Source organism: Candidatus Zymogenaceae bacterium (genome assembly GCA_016931225.1).
Classification (GTDB): domain Bacteria; phylum Desulfobacterota; class Zymogenia; order Zymogenales; family Zymogenaceae; genus JAFGFE01.
The window spans coordinates 59,684-77,238 of record JAFGFE010000020.1; the positions used below are offsets into that span (position 1 = coordinate 59,684).

General features: G+C 55.6%; 16 protein-coding genes. 6 read left to right on the forward strand and 10 right to left on the reverse strand.

Annotated features, from left to right (window positions below):
- Nucleotides 1-16: 16 nt before the first annotated feature.
- Complete coding sequence (locus JW885_09130; protein MBN1882322.1) at nucleotides 17-1,723, reverse strand: ABC-ATPase domain-containing protein; 1,707 nt, start codon at nucleotides 1,721-1,723, stop codon at nucleotides 17-19.
- A gap of 102 nt (nucleotides 1,724-1,825) precedes the next feature.
- Here JW885_09130 and JW885_09135 point away from each other — a divergent pair, with 102 nt between their 5' ends.
- The 5 genes from JW885_09135 (at nucleotide 1,826) to JW885_09155 (ending at nucleotide 7,220) form a co-directional block, all read left to right on the forward strand.
- On the forward strand, nucleotides 1,826-2,560 hold the full coding sequence (locus tag JW885_09135) for a hypothetical protein (GenBank protein ID MBN1882323.1): 735 nt from the start codon (nucleotides 1,826-1,828) through the stop codon (nucleotides 2,558-2,560).
- 142 nt (nucleotides 2,561-2,702) lie between these two features.
- Entirely contained in the window at nucleotides 2,703-3,197 is a 495-nt protein-coding gene (locus tag JW885_09140) for a GNAT family N-acetyltransferase (GenBank protein ID MBN1882324.1), read from the forward strand.
- A 74-nt stretch (nucleotides 3,198-3,271) separates the two neighbouring features.
- Complete coding sequence (locus tag JW885_09145; GenBank protein ID MBN1882325.1) at nucleotides 3,272-3,766, forward strand: GNAT family N-acetyltransferase; 495 nt, start codon at nucleotides 3,272-3,274, stop codon at nucleotides 3,764-3,766.
- Nucleotides 3,767-3,892: 126 nt separating this feature from the next.
- On the forward strand, nucleotides 3,893-6,418 hold the full coding sequence (locus tag JW885_09150) for a DUF4968 domain-containing protein (protein ID MBN1882326.1): 2,526 nt from the start codon (nucleotides 3,893-3,895) through the stop codon (nucleotides 6,416-6,418).
- 79 nt (nucleotides 6,419-6,497) lie between these two features.
- Complete coding sequence (locus JW885_09155; GenBank protein MBN1882327.1) at nucleotides 6,498-7,220, forward strand: enoyl-CoA hydratase/isomerase family protein; 723 nt, start codon at nucleotides 6,498-6,500, stop codon at nucleotides 7,218-7,220.
- A 116-nt stretch (nucleotides 7,221-7,336) separates the two neighbouring features.
- Here the strand turns inward: JW885_09155 and JW885_09160 are convergent, their stop codons facing one another.
- On the reverse strand, nucleotides 7,337-8,374 hold the full coding sequence (locus tag JW885_09160) for a nitronate monooxygenase (protein ID MBN1882328.1): 1,038 nt from the start codon (nucleotides 8,372-8,374) through the stop codon (nucleotides 7,337-7,339).
- A gap of 176 nt (nucleotides 8,375-8,550) precedes the next feature.
- Nucleotides 8,551-9,588, reverse strand: coding sequence for a nitronate monooxygenase (locus JW885_09165; GenBank protein MBN1882329.1), 1,038 nt, complete (start codon nucleotides 9,586-9,588; stop codon nucleotides 8,551-8,553).
- A 450-nt stretch (nucleotides 9,589-10,038) separates the two neighbouring features.
- Here JW885_09165 and JW885_09170 point away from each other — a divergent pair, with 450 nt between their 5' ends.
- Nucleotides 10,039-12,039 (forward strand): FAD-dependent oxidoreductase, encoded by a 2,001-nt coding sequence (locus JW885_09170; protein MBN1882330.1) that lies wholly within the window; start codon nucleotides 10,039-10,041, stop codon nucleotides 12,037-12,039.
- Between the two features lie 153 nt (nucleotides 12,040-12,192).
- Here the strand turns inward: JW885_09170 and JW885_09175 are convergent, their stop codons facing one another.
- The 7 genes from JW885_09175 to JW885_09205 all read right to left on the reverse strand — a co-directional run bounded on the left by JW885_09175 (nucleotide 12,193) and on the right by JW885_09205 (nucleotide 17,446).
- Complete coding sequence (locus JW885_09175) at nucleotides 12,193-12,801, reverse strand: hypothetical protein (protein MBN1882331.1); 609 nt, start codon at nucleotides 12,799-12,801, stop codon at nucleotides 12,193-12,195.
- A gap of 196 nt (nucleotides 12,802-12,997) precedes the next feature.
- Nucleotides 12,998-13,132, reverse strand: coding sequence for a GNAT family N-acetyltransferase (locus JW885_09180; GenBank protein MBN1882332.1), 135 nt, complete (start codon nucleotides 13,130-13,132; stop codon nucleotides 12,998-13,000).
- A gap of 164 nt (nucleotides 13,133-13,296) precedes the next feature.
- Nucleotides 13,297-13,758 carry a hypothetical protein gene (locus JW885_09185; GenBank protein MBN1882333.1) on the reverse strand — a complete coding sequence of 154 codons (462 nt, stop codon included), beginning with the start codon at nucleotides 13,756-13,758 and terminating at the stop codon, nucleotides 13,297-13,299.
- Between the two features lie 282 nt (nucleotides 13,759-14,040).
- Nucleotides 14,041-14,853, reverse strand: a complete 813-nt coding sequence (locus tag JW885_09190) for a hypothetical protein (protein ID MBN1882334.1) — start codon at nucleotides 14,851-14,853, stop codon at nucleotides 14,041-14,043.
- A 435-nt stretch (nucleotides 14,854-15,288) separates the two neighbouring features.
- Nucleotides 15,289-15,792 (reverse strand): GNAT family N-acetyltransferase, encoded by a 504-nt coding sequence (locus tag JW885_09195; GenBank protein ID MBN1882335.1) that lies wholly within the window; start codon nucleotides 15,790-15,792, stop codon nucleotides 15,289-15,291.
- Between the two features lie 143 nt (nucleotides 15,793-15,935).
- Entirely contained in the window at nucleotides 15,936-17,171 is a 1,236-nt protein-coding gene (locus JW885_09200; protein ID MBN1882336.1) for a hypothetical protein, read from the reverse strand.
- A gap of 89 nt (nucleotides 17,172-17,260) precedes the next feature.
- Nucleotides 17,261-17,446 carry a hypothetical protein gene (locus JW885_09205; GenBank protein MBN1882337.1) on the reverse strand — a complete coding sequence of 62 codons (186 nt, stop codon included), beginning with the start codon at nucleotides 17,444-17,446 and terminating at the stop codon, nucleotides 17,261-17,263.
- Nucleotides 17,447-17,555 lie beyond the last annotated feature (109 nt).

The window sequence follows — 17,555 nt, forward strand, 5'->3', positions numbered from 1 at the left end:
GGCGCAACTCCCGCAATTATTTCACAGAGAGGGTTCTCATCCTGTTGATGGCGCCGGCCACTTCGAATATCCTGGGTTGTGCCAGATTCCCCGTTCGATAGGGCGTCAGGTCGTCCAACCCTCTCTCTTCCATGTCCCGGTATACCTCCCGGACTCCTTCGGACAGCTTCAAGCCGCGGGTGGCGTAGCGGGTGGCGTAGCGATGAATGATGTTTCCGATGGCCCGGGTCTGGCTCTCGTCCACAAGCTGGGACAACCCCGATAGGTCGATGTCCTCCCGCCCGTAGAGAATTTTATACAATCCCTTTGCGTCTATCTTCACATCCCGCTTGCCCCGGCTCGGATCGAAGCCGTCGGGCACCGGGGTGCGCTGTGTGATCTCACCGAAGGCCTCACCCCCCTCATCGGTCCGGGCGGCCCTGTGTCTTGCAGCCACCTCCGCCGCCCGGTCGGTGACATCTTCGGGCAGATAGTTCTCCATGGCGATGACCGTATCGGCCACATCGAAGTAGTCCCCGCTCCCTCCCATTACCAGGACCGTGGAGACACCAAAGTCGCTGTGGAGCTTTTTGACTTTATCGACAAACGGCGTGATGGGCTCCTTCTCCTTGCTGATGAGCTCCTGCATCCGCTCGTCCCGGATCATGAAGTTTGTGGCAGAGGTGTCCTCGTCAATCAGAAGCACCCTCGCCCCCATTTCCAATGATTCGATGATATTGGCGGCCTGGGACGTGGAGCCGCTGGCGTTGTCGGTGGAGAATGCGCTCGTATCCCTCCCGTAGGGAAGATTGGTGATGAACGGGCTGATGTTCACTCGCTCGATGTACCGCCCGTCCTCGGCCCGAATCTTGACCGCCCCGGGATCCGTCACCACAAGCTCCCTGCCGTCTCCGGGAACATGGGGATACACCCCCCGCTCCAGCGCCACAAGGAGGGTTGACTTGCCGTGAAATCCCCCCCCCACAATCAGCGTCACCCCCCGGGGGATGCCCATACCGATGACACTCCCCCGGTGGGGGAGGTCCACCGAGACCCTGAGGGACTCGGGGGATTGAAAGGGGATCGCGCCGCTCGTCAGGGGGCGGTCGTCCACGCCGCTTCGCCGGGGGAGGATGGAGCCGTTCCCCACGAAGGCGACCAACCCCATCTCCCCGAGGCGCTCTCTGAGGACTTCCTGGTCCTCAACGGCGTCGACGTGTTCCCGAAACGCCCGCTCATCGACGGGGCCCACCCGCAAGGACGCCTCCACCACCCGGGGGATCTCCTCGAAAAATATCGACAGCGCCTCGTTTCCCAGGATCGTCCTTCCCGCGGCGGGAAGGCCCACCACGAAACGCACCTGGACGGAGTCTTCATCTATGACACAGGAGTTTCTCGGCAGCACCTCCTGCCCTGGCCGATCGATGCCCACCAGACCGCTCTTTCCCATTCCCCTGCCGCCCCGGACGATCCGCTTTGCGGCGTCGGAGAAGCATCTGGTCAAAAAATCGGCCGCGGCCGTCACACGAATCCGGTTCGAAAACAGATCCTGTGAAAACCGGGTGGCCTGTCGCTTTGTAATCACGCACACGCGGGAGGGCGCGGCGAAGGGATCGCCCTGGACATGGTCGACGGCCAGGACATATCCCCCAAAATCGTATACGCCGAAAATGTCCTTGTACGCCTTGTAGCCCTTTCGGTCGATGCGCTTCAGCGTTCGAGACAGGTCGTCCTTTTGTTTCACCAGATTTTTTTCTCCGGTCCCCTGTTGCAAAATACCCTAATTTTACGATATGATACCATTTTAAATCCGGTGATGACAACCCTTTATTCCAAACGAAAAAACATGAATACGGCGGAACGTATTATAAAGGCGCTCTCTTCCCGGGCTGTGAACGATGAGATCACAGATATCACCATCGGGAGGATATATGCGGCGGTGACGCTGAAATCGGGCGGCTTCGGCGTCGCCCATCTCGAGGGCGCCCACGGCACGCACCGGGCGTCCCCGCAACCCGATGCCGAAAATGGGGTAGGAGACCTGACCGATATGCTCTTTCGCCTGGGGGATGCAAAACCCCTCGCGTCCGCCCTGGGGTGCGCCGCGGCGGCGGCTTTGGCGGCAGCGGACATCGGCCCCCTCCCCGAGGGCGACGTGCTCGATCGGCTGGCGGTCTCCGACGGGGACCGGGTGGTGATGGTGGGGGGATTCCCGATTGAGGAGGCACTCCGGGAGCGGGGGGCCGCCCTCTCGGTATACGATCGGAGCCGGGGACTCGGAGACATGGACGAGCTCCCGACAAAACTCCACGATGCCGATCTGGTCATTGTCACCGCCACGGCGATCATCAACAACACCATCGATGACATTCTAAAACAAATCCGCCGCGCCAGAGAAACGGTGATCCTGGGGCCGTCCACCATTCTCGCGCCCGAGGCGTTCCGATACACCCCCGTCACCCGACTTTTCGGGGTCGTTTTCCGGGACGCATCCGCCTCCAGGCAGGCCATAGCCGACGGGGGGGGGACCAGGTCCTTCATTCGGTACGCGAAAAAGGTGGAGGCCGCCGTTCCCGGATAAAGAAACCGACAGGACTTTTGAGGGACGCGCCGACCGGCGACGTCTCAATACCACCGATACTCAAGAAAGGAAGAGACGGGCACCCCGGCGAGGGCCGCCGCGTTCGGGACGCCGACGCCGATTCCACGATAGGAGATGTTTAATGCTGACCATCCGACCGGCGCGTCCGGACGACGCCGAAACCATCATCGAACTAATCAGGGAACTCGCCGAATATGTAAAGGATACGGACACAATCGATATCACGACTGAAGATATCATCCGATACGGCTTCGAAGATAATCCGATTTTTCATTGCCTGATATGCCTAAAAAACGACGTTCCGACGGGATTCGCACTCTACTTCTACACCTTCTCCCCGTTAAAGGGAAAACCGGTGATATTTCTGGAGTGTTTCTACATCTGTCCCGAGTACCGCCGACAGGGCATCGGTAGGGCACTGATGACCCGGATGGCCGAAACCGCACTACGGGACGGATGCGTCTGTTTCGAGTGGATCGTCCCGGACTGGAACACGCCGGCCATTGATTTTTACCGGTCCCTAGGGGGATATCACCTCCCCGGAATGGTGCCCTACCGCATGGATTCCGGGGATATAACGGCTCTCGTAAAAAGGAGCGAATCCGATAAAAAGTAGTCGAGCAACGGCTCCATTATGTTTGCGGGAATTCGATACATCCGTCATACCTATTCCATAACGGGAGTAACACCATGCTGACCATCCGACCGGCGCGTCCGGACGACGCTGAAACCATCATCGAGCTGATCAGGGGGCTCGCCGAATACGAGAAGGAACCAGACGCAGTCAGGACTTCCACGGAAGATATCATCCGATACGGCTTCGGAGAGAAGCCTGTATTTCACTGCCTGATGTGCCTGTGGAACGACGTCCCGGCGGGATTCGCTCTCTATTTTTATACCTACTCCACATGGGAGGGGAAACCGGGGCTATTTCTGGAGGACATTTTCATTCGTCCCGAGTATCGACGACACGGCATCGGCAAGGCGATAATGATCCGACTGGCGGAAATCGCCGTGCGGGAGGGATGCGCCCGGTTTGAGTGGAACGTCCTGGACTGGAATACGCCGGCCATCAGGTTCTACGAGTCCCTGGGAGGATATCACCTCTCCGAATGGCTCCCCTACCGCATGAACCCCGAGGATGTGAAAGCCCTTGCAGAAAAGGCCGGTCCCGACAGTAAGTAACCGGGGAACGCACCTCCATTCTGCTTGTGGAACCCCAATAAATCCGATATAATAAGTGGCGGTTTTTCCAGCTCATCCGCCGCGGCCGATCGATCGGCGGGGGAATCGCCTCTATCCGGAGATGCTATGGAACTCAACTATTTCAAGCTCGCGTGGTGGTTCCTGAAATATCGCCTGCTCTATCCCCTGTTCAAAAGCAGATCGATGTACTTCTCTGAGCCGAACGTGATCTACGGCCTGACCGATCACCCCATGGATAGGAACGGAGCGCCGGTAAACGACATCTTCTCACTGCCCCGAAAGCTCTTTTCCCGCACCCCCCGATCAGTCTTGAATGTATACCTCTTGGACAAGGAGAAAAATTCGTTTCTCTTCCGGGCCAGGGCGTATAATATCTTCAACCGAAAGCTGGGCGTCTGGCACGTTGAATACAACACGGGGCCGGATGAAAAATATACCGAATGCGCCCTGCGCATCGACCTCTTGACTCCAGATTCGTATCGCCTGCGCCTGGCCCAGGGCCGACAGGTACCCGCGCACAACACCCCCATGATATCCGGAGACTCCCTGGACAACGGATACGATGAAGACATCGGCACGGGCCTGAAAAACAGGAGGAAGAGTGATTTCGAGGCGATCTATGCCGACGAGGACGACCGCTACGTCATCTCCACCGAATCGCTGACACTTCATGTCTATAAGGAATCCTTTCGCGTTGAAGTTTTCGACGCCGTCGGAGACCTCGTCGCCCGGACCGGCAGCCGCAGTCACAATGAATTTCCGAACGCCAACGATGCGTTTCCCCTGGGTTTTGTTGAAAATCGCCTTCCCAAAAAACGCCTGGCGGTCGAAAACTTCGACCTCTTCCCGGGTGAAGCGATATTCGGCCTGGGGGAATACTTCGGCCCCCTCAATCGGGTGGGACAGACCGTCTCCCTGTGGCACCTGGACGCCACCGGAAATTCCTCCCCCCGTTCGTACAAGAGCATCCCGTTTTTCATGAGCTCACGGGGGTACGGCGTCTTCTTCAACGATTACGCCCCCATGACGTTCTGGGTGGGAAGCCGGGAGGTCAGTAAAATCCAGGTCGCCGTGGAAAACGACCTGGTGGATTATTACTTCTTCTACGGACCGGAGCCGAAAAAGGTCCTGGGGTCCTATACCGCCCTCACCGGGAGGGCACAGGTAGCGCCCCGCTGGACCCTGGGGACGTGGATGTCCCGCCTTAGCTACGGCAGCCAGGAGGAGGTGCTGGAGGTGGCCCGTCGCCTCAGGCACGAAAAAATACCGACGGACGTCCTGAACCTCGACACAAACTGGTCCACCGTCGAGTGGGCCTGCGATTGGTCCTTCGATGGAAAACGCTTTCCCGACCCGGCCCTGATGTTTCAGGAGCTGGACAAAATGGGTTTCAAGCTCTGCCTCTGGCAGATCCCGTACGTGATGAACACCCTTGACATCAGCAGGGAGGGAAAGGAGCGCCGGGCCTTCGCCAAAAACAGAGGCCCGTTTATTTTTGTCTTCCTCGGCCTCGCCCGGGTCATCGACTTCTCCCGGGAGGAGGGAATCCGCTGGTACCGGGAAAAGTTAAAAAGGCTCTTCTCCCTGGGTGCGCGGGCCGTCAAGGTGGATTTCGGCGAGCAGATCGAGCCGCACCAGCGGTTTTTGAGATACTCGGGCCGCCAGATGCACAACCTCTACCCCCTTCTCTACAACAAGGCGGCGTTCGAGGCCTCCCAGGACTTCTTCGGCACAAAAGAGGCCGTCATCTGGGCCCGCAGCGCCTATGCCGGCTCCCAGCGATACCCGGTACACTGGTCGGGGGACAACTCCTCGAACTACGCAAATATGCCCGCCTCCCTTCGGGGCGGCCTCAGCCTGGGGTTGTGCGGCTTCACCTACTGGAGCCAGGATGTGGGCGGTTTTGTAGGCCTGCCGGACGACACCCTTTACATCCGCTGGGCCACCCTGTCTATTTTTCAATCCCACATCAGGTTCCACGGCTGTCCACCACTTTTCCGGGAACCCTGGAACTTCTCCCAACAAACCCAGGAGACGGTCAGAAAGATACTGGAGCTTCGCTATCGTTTGATCCCCTATATATTTTCGGAATCCATCGCATCCGCCCATGTCGGCATCCCTCTGATGCGCACCCTGTTTTTTGAGTTTCCGGACGACCCGAACACCCTTCACATCGACGACCAGTTCATGTGCGGTGAAACCCTGCTGGTGGCCCCGATCCTCACCGAGAGCGATACACGAAGGCTCTACCTCCCGGCGGGATACTGGCATGATTTCTGGACCGGCGACCTGCGGGAGGGGGGGCGATGGTACGAAGATACCGCCCCTCCGGGTAAGATCCCGCTGTATGTCAGGGGGGGGAGGTTCCTTCCCATGGGTGAAGTCGCCCAGTATATTCCTTTTGGAAGGGAGGCCCTCCCGAAAAAGCTAACCCTCTACGCCTCGCCGAACGACGACCCGGAGCTCTCCTGTACTCTCCATGACGAGGCGGGCTCCATCAGGTTCGAGGGGGTTATGAATCGGGATCGGCTGGATGTGGAGGTGCAGTACGAACCGAAGGGCAGGGAATCCATCAAGGTGGAGGTGGAGCTCCCCCCGGGATACGATCACGTCGTCATAGACGTGAACTGATTGACGATCAACCGAACTCCCGACCGGCCGACCGGACGGGTGAAGAATATCAGCGCCGTATAATACATTGGAGGTTTCTATGTCTGTCGCTGAATGGAAAAAGGACGGCACCGTTGCCGTTATCACCATGACCAACGGTGAAAACCGTTTGAATCCCACATACAACGAGACCATAATCGCGCTTCTGGATGACATCCTGAATGATGCCGAGGTATCGTCGGTGGTCATTGCGTCGTCGGATGCGAAGAACTGGTCCCAGGGAATCGACCTGGATTGGATGATGCAGCGGATGGGTGAAAACGACACCCAGGCCATCAAGGATTTTCTCTACGGCCTCAACAACCTATTCAAGAAGCTCCTTCTCTACCCGATGCCGGTCATCGCCGCCATCAACGGTCACGCCGCCGCCGGTGGTGCCATCATCGCGTGCGCCTGCGACTTTCGCTTCATGCGATCGGACCGGGGTTTCTTCTTCTTCCCGGAGATCGACATCGGCATCCCCTTTCTGCCCGGCATGATCGCCTTCGCAAAAAAGGCGATGCCCTACTACATCTTCAACGAGATGATGCTCACCGGGAAACGCTACACGGCAATGGAACTCGCCGAGCACAACGTTATTGTCAAGGCATGCCCCACGGCGGACGATACCGTCTCCGAGGCCGTCGCTTTCGGGAAAACCCTGAATAAAAAGCGCGGTATGTTCGGCGAGTCGAAATATCGTCTCCATCGGGAGATGGTGGAAATATTCGAAAAAGAAGATCCCCAGTACATCGACCCATTGAACCTGATGGTGACCGACTGACGAGCCGTTTTTTTGAAAAACGAAGGGCGGGTATTCTCCGAAGGCGTGTTGGAAAGACAACGCGTTCGGATGACACCCGCCCCTATTTTTCGACGTGCGTCTTTATTGTCTGTGAGTTATTTCACCTGGGACACCAGTTTTTTCGATATCTCCTGTGCCTCTTTGACGGTACGCTCCATCAGCTCCGCCACCGTGGGGATATCATACAATAGTCCTGCGACCTGTCCCCCCGGTAAAATCCCATGCTCGACATCTCCAAGCTCGGTGGCGAGCAGCGCGTTTTGATACGTGTTTGCCAGAAACGCCATCTGTTTGGCGTTTTTCCATCCGGACAGCATCACGCCCACAAAGAGCTTCAGCCAGGGAAGCCCCAATTGCTTGGCGATGATCCGGGAGTTGAAGAACGCTGCGGGCATATTCAGCCCCCGCTTGACCTGGCGACGGGCGGGGGGGGTGTCCATCACCCTGCAGGGGATGCCGTCGATGCGGGTGGAGTATATGGTATCGTATACCGACTTTTCAACCGACAGCTCCTTGAAGTTATCGTGAAGCCCGCTCTCCTTGGTGGTCATGAACCGGGTTCCCATGGCTACGCCGTCGGCCCCCAAGGACAGGGCCGCCGCCACTCCCCGGCCGTCGGCGAAGCCGCCGGCGGCGATTACCGGGATGTCGAGGCTGTCTACAATGCTCGGGATGAGCACCAGGCTCGTGGCGTCTCCCCCGTGTCCCGCCGCCTCGTGTCCGGTTACGATCACGGCGTCGCAGCCGTATTCCTGGGCCCTTTTGGCGTGGCGATGAGTCACCACCGTGGCGATCACCTTCCCGCCGTATTTATGGGCCTCTTCCACCAGCCAGTCCCCCTTCCCCAGGGCGAAGTTGATGACCGGCACCTTCTCTTCCAAAAGTACCCGTGCATTGTCCTGGGCTCCCGGCAGCATCAGCGATGCGTTCGCCCCAAAGGGCTTGTCGGTCAGGGAGCGAATCTCCCGAATCGCCTCCTTGCATTCATCATGACTCAGGGGGCCCGTGGCCAGGATTCCCAGTCCACCGGCGTTGGATACGGCGGCCACCATCTTGGGCAGGCTGATCCAGCTCATTCCCGAGAGGATTATCGGATACTCGATGCCGAAAAGTTCGGTTATGCGGGTCTTCATACAATATCTCCTGAAAAATAGCCTATAACACACCCAACGGAACATACAGAATGAAACAGCCGCCGGGAACCGTCACCGCAGAATATGAAACGGTATATGGGGGACGGCCCGCAGCCGTCCCCTTTTGTATCTCTCTATTATCGTATGAGCAAGGCAGACTCATCCGTCCACTCGGGTTATGGCAACATGGTGTCCATTTTTTTCCGGATCTCCGTGGCCTCCTTGACCATCCTCGTGATCAGCTCCTCCACGGTGGGAATATCCCGCACCAATCCCTGGACCTGCCCCACCGTCAGGACGCCCTCTTCCAGGTCGCCGTCCTCGGTGGCAAGCTTGATGGCCTTGAAGGCGTTCGCCAGGTATGCAAGCTGCTTGGCGTTCTTCCAGCCGGACAGCATCACGCCGACAAAGAGCTTGAACCAGGGCAGTCCCAATTGATCGGAGATGATCTTGGAGTTGAACAGTGCGCCGGTGTAGTTGAGGCCCCGCTTGAGCGCCCTGCGGGCGGGAGGGGTGTCCATCACCCGGCACCACAGGCCGTCGAACTTGTCTGAATAGAGGGTGTCGTACACCGTCTTTTCGATGGAGAGCTCCTTGAAGCGCTCGTGCAGCTCGCTCTCCTGGCTGGTCATGAACCGGGTTCCCATGGCCACGGCGTCGGCCCCCAGGGCCAGCGCCGCCGCCAGACCCCGGCCGTCGCCGATGCCTCCCGCGGCGATGATCGGTATTTTCACGGCGTCGGCCATGTTCGGGATCAAAACAAGCGTGGTGGCGTCTCCGCCGTGGGCCGCGGCTTCGTTTCCGGTCACGATCAGGCCGTCGCAGCCGTAGTCCTCTGCCCGCTTGGCGTGGCGGTGGGTAACCACCGTCGCCACCACCTTTCCACCGTATTTGTGGGCGGCTTCAACAATCCAGTCTCCCTTTCCGAGGGCGAAGTTGATGACCGGCACCTGTTCCTCCAGGAGCACCTGGGCGTTGTACGCCGCACCGGGAAACAACAGTGATGCGTTCGCTCCGAAGGGCTTGTCGGTCATGGAGCGGATTTCCTTGACGGCCGCGCGGGTTTCATCCGGGTTCAGCGGCCCCGTTGCCAGAATCCCCAACCCTCCGGCGTTGGATACGGCGGCCACCATCTTTGGAACGCTGATCCAGCTCATTCCCGAGAGGAGTATCGGGTACTTGATGCCAAAGGACTCGGTGATGCGCGTCTTCATTGGAACTCTCCTTTATTGTGCGTTTCGAGTGAGTATCATCGTTTCGGAATAAACGGAAGATGACACGGGAAAATCTCCAAAATACTACCCGAGATGCGGGGAGTTGTCAACGGTATTGGTCCGTTTCATTCGTATCGAAGGAGCCGGGGCGCGACATCCCGGATTTCCCCGAATAAACGCTGTGGGAACGCCGCCTTCGTATTCATGCGCGGAAAAAATGGGAACGCACCGTTTTTTTTCTGATATTTTTCCTTGCATTTTTTTCGATTCCGGAGTATCTTGTTATAGTTTAAAGCATTACTTTATACTTTATCATGGTCGTTGTCAACAGGAAGAAGGCTTTTTTTAGATACAACATCTCGTGATTACTTCCTTTCGTAAGCCTTCGCTTTCCCACAAAAAGAACATCGTTTGGGGGGATACATGACACCCACACACGCCACGGGGCACATGGACCCGCTGCTGGAGCCGATTACCATAAACGGAATGGAAATACAGAACCGCATTCTTATGCCGGCCATGCATCTTTCCATGGTGGATAATTCCTTTGTCACCGATCAACTGGTGGAGTTCTACGCCGAGCGGGCACGGGGGGGCGCAGGCGCCTTCGTGGCCGGCTACGGCATGGTCAATGAATACGCCGGGAGCGCCATCATCATCGGAGCGCACAAGGACGAGTTCGTTCCCGGACTCAGTCGCCTGGCACAAGCCATGAAACTGGGAGGTGGACGGGCGGGGTTGCAGCTGAATCACTCGGGGCGTTATAACTTCTCCATCCTCCTGGGGGGAAAGCCCTCGGTTGCACCCTCGGCCGTCACCTCCCGGTTCACTAAAGAAACACCCCGGGCGCTGGAATACGACGAGGTCAAGCAGACCATCCAGGATTTTGCGGATACCGCCGCCCGGACGAAAGAGGCGGGCTTCGACTTCGTGGAAATCCTCTCCGGCACCGGCTACCTGATCAGCCAGTTCCTCTCGGAGTTGACCAACAAAAGGGAGGATGAATACGGCGGGTCCTGGGAAAACCGGATGCGCTTCGGCTTGGATATCGCACGGGCGGTCAGAAAGGCCGTGGGGGATGATTATCCGGTTATCTGGCGTATCAACGGAAACGACTTCATGCCGGAAGGCATCGGAAGGGTCCGGATGCGGGAGTACGCCGTGAAGCTGGTGGAAAACGGCGCCGACGCCATTTCTGTCAACGTGGGATGGCACGAGGCCCGGGTCCCCCAGATCGTCACGTCCGTCCCCCGGGGCGCGTTCGCGTATCTCTTCCGGGGCATCAAGGATCTGGTGGACGTGCCGATCATCGGCAGCCACCGCATCAACGACGTTGTCACCGCCCGTGAGCTTCTCATCGACGGCATGTGCGACATGGTTGGCATGGGCCGGGCGCTCATCGCCGATCCCGACCTCCCCAAAAAAATCATCGAGAACAGGGAGAAGGAAATCATCCACTGCGTGGCCTGCGGCCAGGGCTGCTTCGATCACCTGTTCGTGATGCAGCCGGTGGAGTGCCTCTGCAACCCCCGGGCCGGACACGAGATCGACCGGGTGGTTGAAAAAACGAAAGAGCCGAAGAAAATCCTGGTGGTGGGCGGCGGAGCCGCCGGCATGAGCGCCGCCGCCACGGCGGCCGGGCGCGGGCACGACGTGTGTCTTTACGAAAAGGACGACTGTCTGGGCGGGCAGCTTCACCTGGCGGGAGCGCCTCCGGGACGGGACGAGTTCATCGAGCTGGCGTTCGATCTGGAGGCCCAGCTCGGCCCCAGCGGCGTCAAGAAGGTGATGCTGGGGACGGCGGTGGACGAGAAGGTGATCGATACCGAGAAGCCGGACGTGGTGATTCTTGCCACCGGGGCCGTCGAGCTGAATCCGCCCATACCCGGCGCGGACCAGCCCCACGTGGTGGGGGCCTGGGACGTGCTTCGGGATACGGTCAACACCGGGAAGCATGTAGTGGTCATCGGCGGCGGCGCCGTGGGAGTGGAGACGGCGCTTCACCTGGCCGAGAAGGGAACCCTCACTGGCGACATGGTCAAGTTCCTCCTCGTCAACAAGGCCGAGCCCGTCGAGGACCTCTACGACCTGGCGACGCAGGGATCAAAGGAAGTAACCCTGGTGGAAATGCAGGACCGCATCGGGCCGGACATCGGCCGGACCACCCGGTGGGGCATGCTCCAGGACCTGGATCATTACAACGTGACGACGATGAAAGCCACCACGGCGAAAAAAATCACCGAGAACTCGGTGGTGCTGGAGGGGCCGGACGGCGAAACGGAAATCCCCGCCGACACGGTGGTAATGGCCGTGGGGGCGAAGTCCTACAATCCCCTGGAAGAGCTTTTAAAGAAAAAGAAAATCGCGTATCACGTGGTGGGAGACGCCCGGCAGGTGGCCAAGGCCATGGACGCCATCCACGAGGGCTTCGAGGCGGCCCGGGCGGTGTAAATAGAACGATAACAGAAATTATAAAAAACCCCCTGAACCGAAAGCGCCGTCATGGAAGCATGACGGCGCTTTCTTGTATTCTTTACCCCTTAAAGGTGAATGGATAGAGAAAATCCACCAAAGAAGCATCCAAGTTTCAGAAAACTATAAAGTTTAATCAGGATCCAATTTCAAATCCACGAGATCACAAATAGCACTACCTTCAAACACAGCTCCCATGTTTGCAAATGACATCTCAATAGAATATTCATAACCAAAGATATCTGAAAACCGCACTAAACAACCATTCTTATCTATTTCCGAATGATCCCAAACAGGTTTTGGGAATCTATATTTTATCAGCTTTGCCTGACCTGGTGGTATCGAAGAATCCTCATATTTATCTTTGGGAGTAAAATATAATCGAGTTGCTGGAAACGCAGGATCTTCAAAAAGGAAATCAACAACTTCTATTCTACTAACTCTGTTCATTAGCATCGCATCATTAATGAAAGATATTGATACTACAATATATTCATCTAATCCCTGTATTTCTTCATTAATCGAAATTTTATATTTCAGTGGTTTAAACCTCATTTTGTAATCTCTTTTAAATATTTCTAGGGTTTCCATTGTTAGTTTATATGCATTTTCCGCTTGCCTAGAGCTAGACGCCGCAAAATAAAGACTTACACCCGCAAATATAACTGCGAGGAGGGTTAGAAAAGCAAGTGCAATGTTAATCAAGTTGAGTATGCCAATCTCTTTCAAGAATGGTATCATGTGATTTTATCCATTTAAATTGACAACATATTACCACAATCAAATATAACATATAACATACGAACATACTATTGGATAAAGATCATTCCTACTAATTACAAATAACAGCTCCTTCATACACTCTTCCACATATCCCATATACCCATGCTTTTTCCAGAAGCGCTATGATACCGGATTGGTGACGGCCACCCGGCATTCAATCCGATCGGCGTCGCTTTTTGAAAAACCACCGCTCAGCCTCGTGTAAAGGCTCCGTCCCCAGACCCATGTTCCGGTGCCTCCCCGTCACGCGGATTCCCTCGACGACGCCCCGCCTCTTTCCCGAGTGCACCGGCGGTGGGGAGACGACCGACAGAAATTGTCAATCCGGGGAGAAAAAAACAAGAAACGGAAACAAACACAAAAACCCATCCCAGAAAAGAACAAAGCCGCCAGAACCGGCGGCTTTGAGAGAGCACATTGTACGACAAGTGCCCGATTTTGATAATTATCTATTTATTCGACTTCATCGGTTATTTCTTCTTCGTACGATGTCACCGGCGTCTCTTTCATGACTTCTCCCGTGTCCAGATCGTTCAGATAAAAATACAACTCGTTGCCGCCGCCTCCATATGTGGTTTTTTTCCCAATCTCACCTGTAAACAAGTACGTATGCCCCCCCTCAACGGTGAATTCACCCGGACACGTGGCGGACGTGTAATTTTCTCCATCATTATACAATCCCGTGATAATGACGACTCCAGGCGGCACATAGACTTCAACATTCCGTATGCCGGAACCGACCCTTTCTCCATTGATCTCCTTTATGTACGCGTGAGTGCTGTTGTCTGTAGTAATAGTAGCATACTCGTCGGGCGAATCCGAGATCGAGTCGGGACACAGGTCATAGTACGTCGGCGCGCCGCAAAACAATCCGATAACGAACAGGCACATGACCAAAGCAATTCTTCTCCGCATGTCAATTCTCCTATATTTTTTGAGAGAGATTATCATGCCGTTAAATACCCGTCAAGTTCTATTTATTAATCTCTCACATGCAAGGCGCATTTTTCAGTATCTTCCCTGAAAAAAAAGAAGCCGCCATAAACGGCGGCTTCGAGAGAGAAGATATACTGTATGCAAACGAAAGGTGTCTGTTTTTTACACCATATACATCTTTTCCACAGCCACGTGTCTGAGCGCGAGGGCACCCTTTTCGAGCAATTCCATAAAAGATCCGGTTCCTATCATACCGGATGTCTAATCCGAAATATCCAGCAATTCTCCCGGTTGTATAAGAGGAGGCGAAAAAATATTCTGTGCGTCTTTTTCTTCCATTGAAAACATTGCTTTCGTACCCACTCCCGGCGGCTTCCCGGGTATCATCATCTCAAACGATTGACTCTCCGGCGATACCCACATCATCATTACCATTATCGCGAAATTGAAATATTTTTTGCCTTTAAACGACACGGTATAATCCTCGGTTTTTTTGACGGTGATACCCGGTTGAACCGAGATAATATCTTGAAGATTCGCCACATCGATATCAAGGTTGCATTCGTTTTTATCCTTTGACGTAATTGAGAATGAATTGGACTTGAGGACCTCAAGTACAATGTACGCCTCTTTCTTCTCATCAAAATGTCCGATTAGCTTATTTTTCATATCCGGTACGGAATTACCAAGATACTTCGCTATCGCTAGAGGCTCCGAAGAATCCAGAAGAACATTCTTGTATTCGAAGGTAAACGATTTTGCGTTTTTGAATAATCCCTTCACACCCACACCGGGAACGCCGATCGCGGATAGAAGATTATCAAGCGCCGAAACCCCTAATGAAAAATTGAATTTTGCGGTCAAATGCCCTGAAATTTTCGGCGTCTCCCGGTCTCTTTCAATCTTCGGCTTCTTTTCTGAGGTATCGGCAATAATATACGAGACGGAGCCCAGGCGCGCGAGCTTCTTTTTCGCCCTATAGAGCACGTCCATCGGCTCAAATTCTCTATACGGATACGAAACCGGATTATATCCCAAGTCATTCAAAAATTTAATCGCCGGCTTATCCAACATGGGAGCCTCCCTTTCATTTTTTTAAGCGATACATATATCCCCAGCCGTCCACGTTCTTTGCACGTTACGAACCACGTTAATTGATCTTCTCGGGCCGGGACTTCACAAGATGGGAACGAGGGGGTTCCCTGTCGAGACGGGAGGTGTGAAACTCAATATGAAAAACAGATGAGACCGTGTGGACGTGCCGCGCTACCAATCAGCTCGTGCTTGCCTGCATATTACCAAACGTAAATTATACATGTCAACCGATTTTTCGTCCTATTTCTTCTTACTTCAAATACGACGCGTATTCTTTTTTTCTGAAATCCGTACGGTGCTCAATGATACGGGGGGTGTGGTAGGGTTTTTAGTGGTTTGAAAAAGATATATCAATCCCTCATTTTAGGAAACGACATCAGAGAAACCAAACAGGGTTGACGGAAGCGAGAGAACTCACAGCTCCTTTATACACACTTTGATGTATCCGGCATACCCGTGCTTTTTCCAGAAGCGCTGTGACACCGGGTTGGTGACGGCCACCCGGCATTCAATCCGCTCGGCGTCGTTCTTGAAGAACCACCGCTCCGCCTCATATAGCAGCTCCGTTCCCAGGCCCATGTTCTGGTGCATCTCCGACACGCAGATTTCATTGACGACGCCCCATTTCCGGCCCGGATATACCGGCGGGGGGGAGATGATCTCCCCGAAAATGTATCCCACAATCTCGCAGTCCTCTTCGGCCACCAGCGTCAGCTTCGCCCCGTTTGCGATGCAGTCCGCGGCGTACGGCCCATACACATCCGCGGCGTCCTCCCGGAGGGTGAAAACCGTGTTTTGCTCGACGTGAAACGCCATCATCTCCTGCCACAGGTACACGACGGCGTCAAGATCGTCCGCTTCGGCGGGGCGTATATGAACGCCCGCGCGAATTCCATTCAGGTTCTTCGGTACTCTCATGGTTTTCCTGTTATGAACGTTATGATATATATGGGTGCCCTCGCCCCCCGGCGTATGAAAGCGCCGGGGATGACTCGTCACTGTTTTTTATAGTTCAGAGACTCTCTCATGTGAAATCACCGGAGATGCTCGTTGCGCATATATTATTTTTCTTTCGGCCCCAATCCCTCCTTGAGCTCGTCTCCGAGCCACCGAAAAATCTCGTCCTTTCTGGCCTCGACGAACGCGGCGTTGTGCCGACCGCCGGGAGTGATGCGTTCACCCTCCGGGGGAGAAACCCGCGCCCCCGCCGCCGAAAGAAGCGGCGCGATGATGGGGATGTGGGCGTCCAGGTTGAAGTCGTCCTCGCCGCCTGCGATGATGAAATAGCGCTGACCGGAGAGATCGGGATGCTCGTCCGCCAGCACCTCCACCGGGTTGAACTCCTTGAACCTTTGCCACACCGGCAGGTCCTCGATCCAGACCTCCCCCGGAGTCCGGTCGCTGTCGAACACGGCGTAATAGATGAATTCCTCCGTCACCCCGAAGCAGCCCCACAATACGCTCGCGTTGACGATACGGTTCGGGTCGTCTGTGGTCACAGGTGTGTAGCGCTCCGGATCGTAATCGGCGAGGCGATCCCCCTCGATGCTGTATCTGAGGTCCGCCGGGGGGAAGATCGGTATCAGGATGTGGGAAAAATCGGGATGACCGATGCCGTACCAGAGTACACCGTAGCCCCCCATCGACGCCCCGATCAGCACTACGCCCTCGGCGTCGGTTCGGACGTGATAATGCTCCGTCACGAAGGGGACCAGCTCACAGAAGAAATGATCCTCGAATCGTCCCTGGTTTGTGTTGATGTAAAAGCTGCCGCCCCGGTCGTCATAGTAGGTATCCGGGTCGTCGAGTCCGGTCCCCGACAGGGAGAAATCGACCATCACGATGACCGCATCGGGGATAACCCCCGCCTCGAACGCCTCCACCACGGGCGGAATCAGGGGCAGCCACATGGTATAGCGCCCGCCGAAGCCGTGCAGGGCGTATATCACCGGATACGGCTCCTCCCTCTCCGGATCGTATCCGGGGGGAGTATAGACCGCCAGGGGCCGGGATTGACCCAGGATATCGCTCATGAAAGCCTCCCCCGTTGTGACGTTCTCCCCCCGGGGCATGGCGGGGTCGGATTCCATGTGCAGGACGATGTCCCCCGGCCCGTCGTACACGAAGGGACCGGATGTGTCTTCAAGCCCCTTGTTGAGGGTCTTCAAAGACAGGGGGCGGGGCGTGCTGCAGCATGCCTGGCAGACACACAACAACAATACGATCATCGCACAAAAAAACGACGCCCGACCGACTTCTCCGACCGACCGGAGATACGGACGATCCGTGAGGCTCATGCCATCTCTCCAAATGAATCATATAAGATAGAAATTCGATATGGGTAATCGACCGCACCGCTCATCCAACTCGCGACGAAACGATTTGGTTACGATGACTTTTTATCCAGCTCCTCCATGATGTGCTCAAAAAGGGTAACGGCGTTAAAACAGAGGTCCTTTATCGCCGTCACGTTGAAAGAGCCCAGTTTCGGGTCTCGATCTTGGTAATAGCGAAGCACGATGTCCCGAACGATCTGGGCCCTGGCGTCGTTGAAACTATCCTGTTTCGACATCACATTCTCCCTTCCGTATATATTAATTTCAAAGAAGACTACCAGAAAAACGCACATACGTCAATTGAACACATCCCATTCCCCGTTCCTATTTTCTCTTGAAAGTATA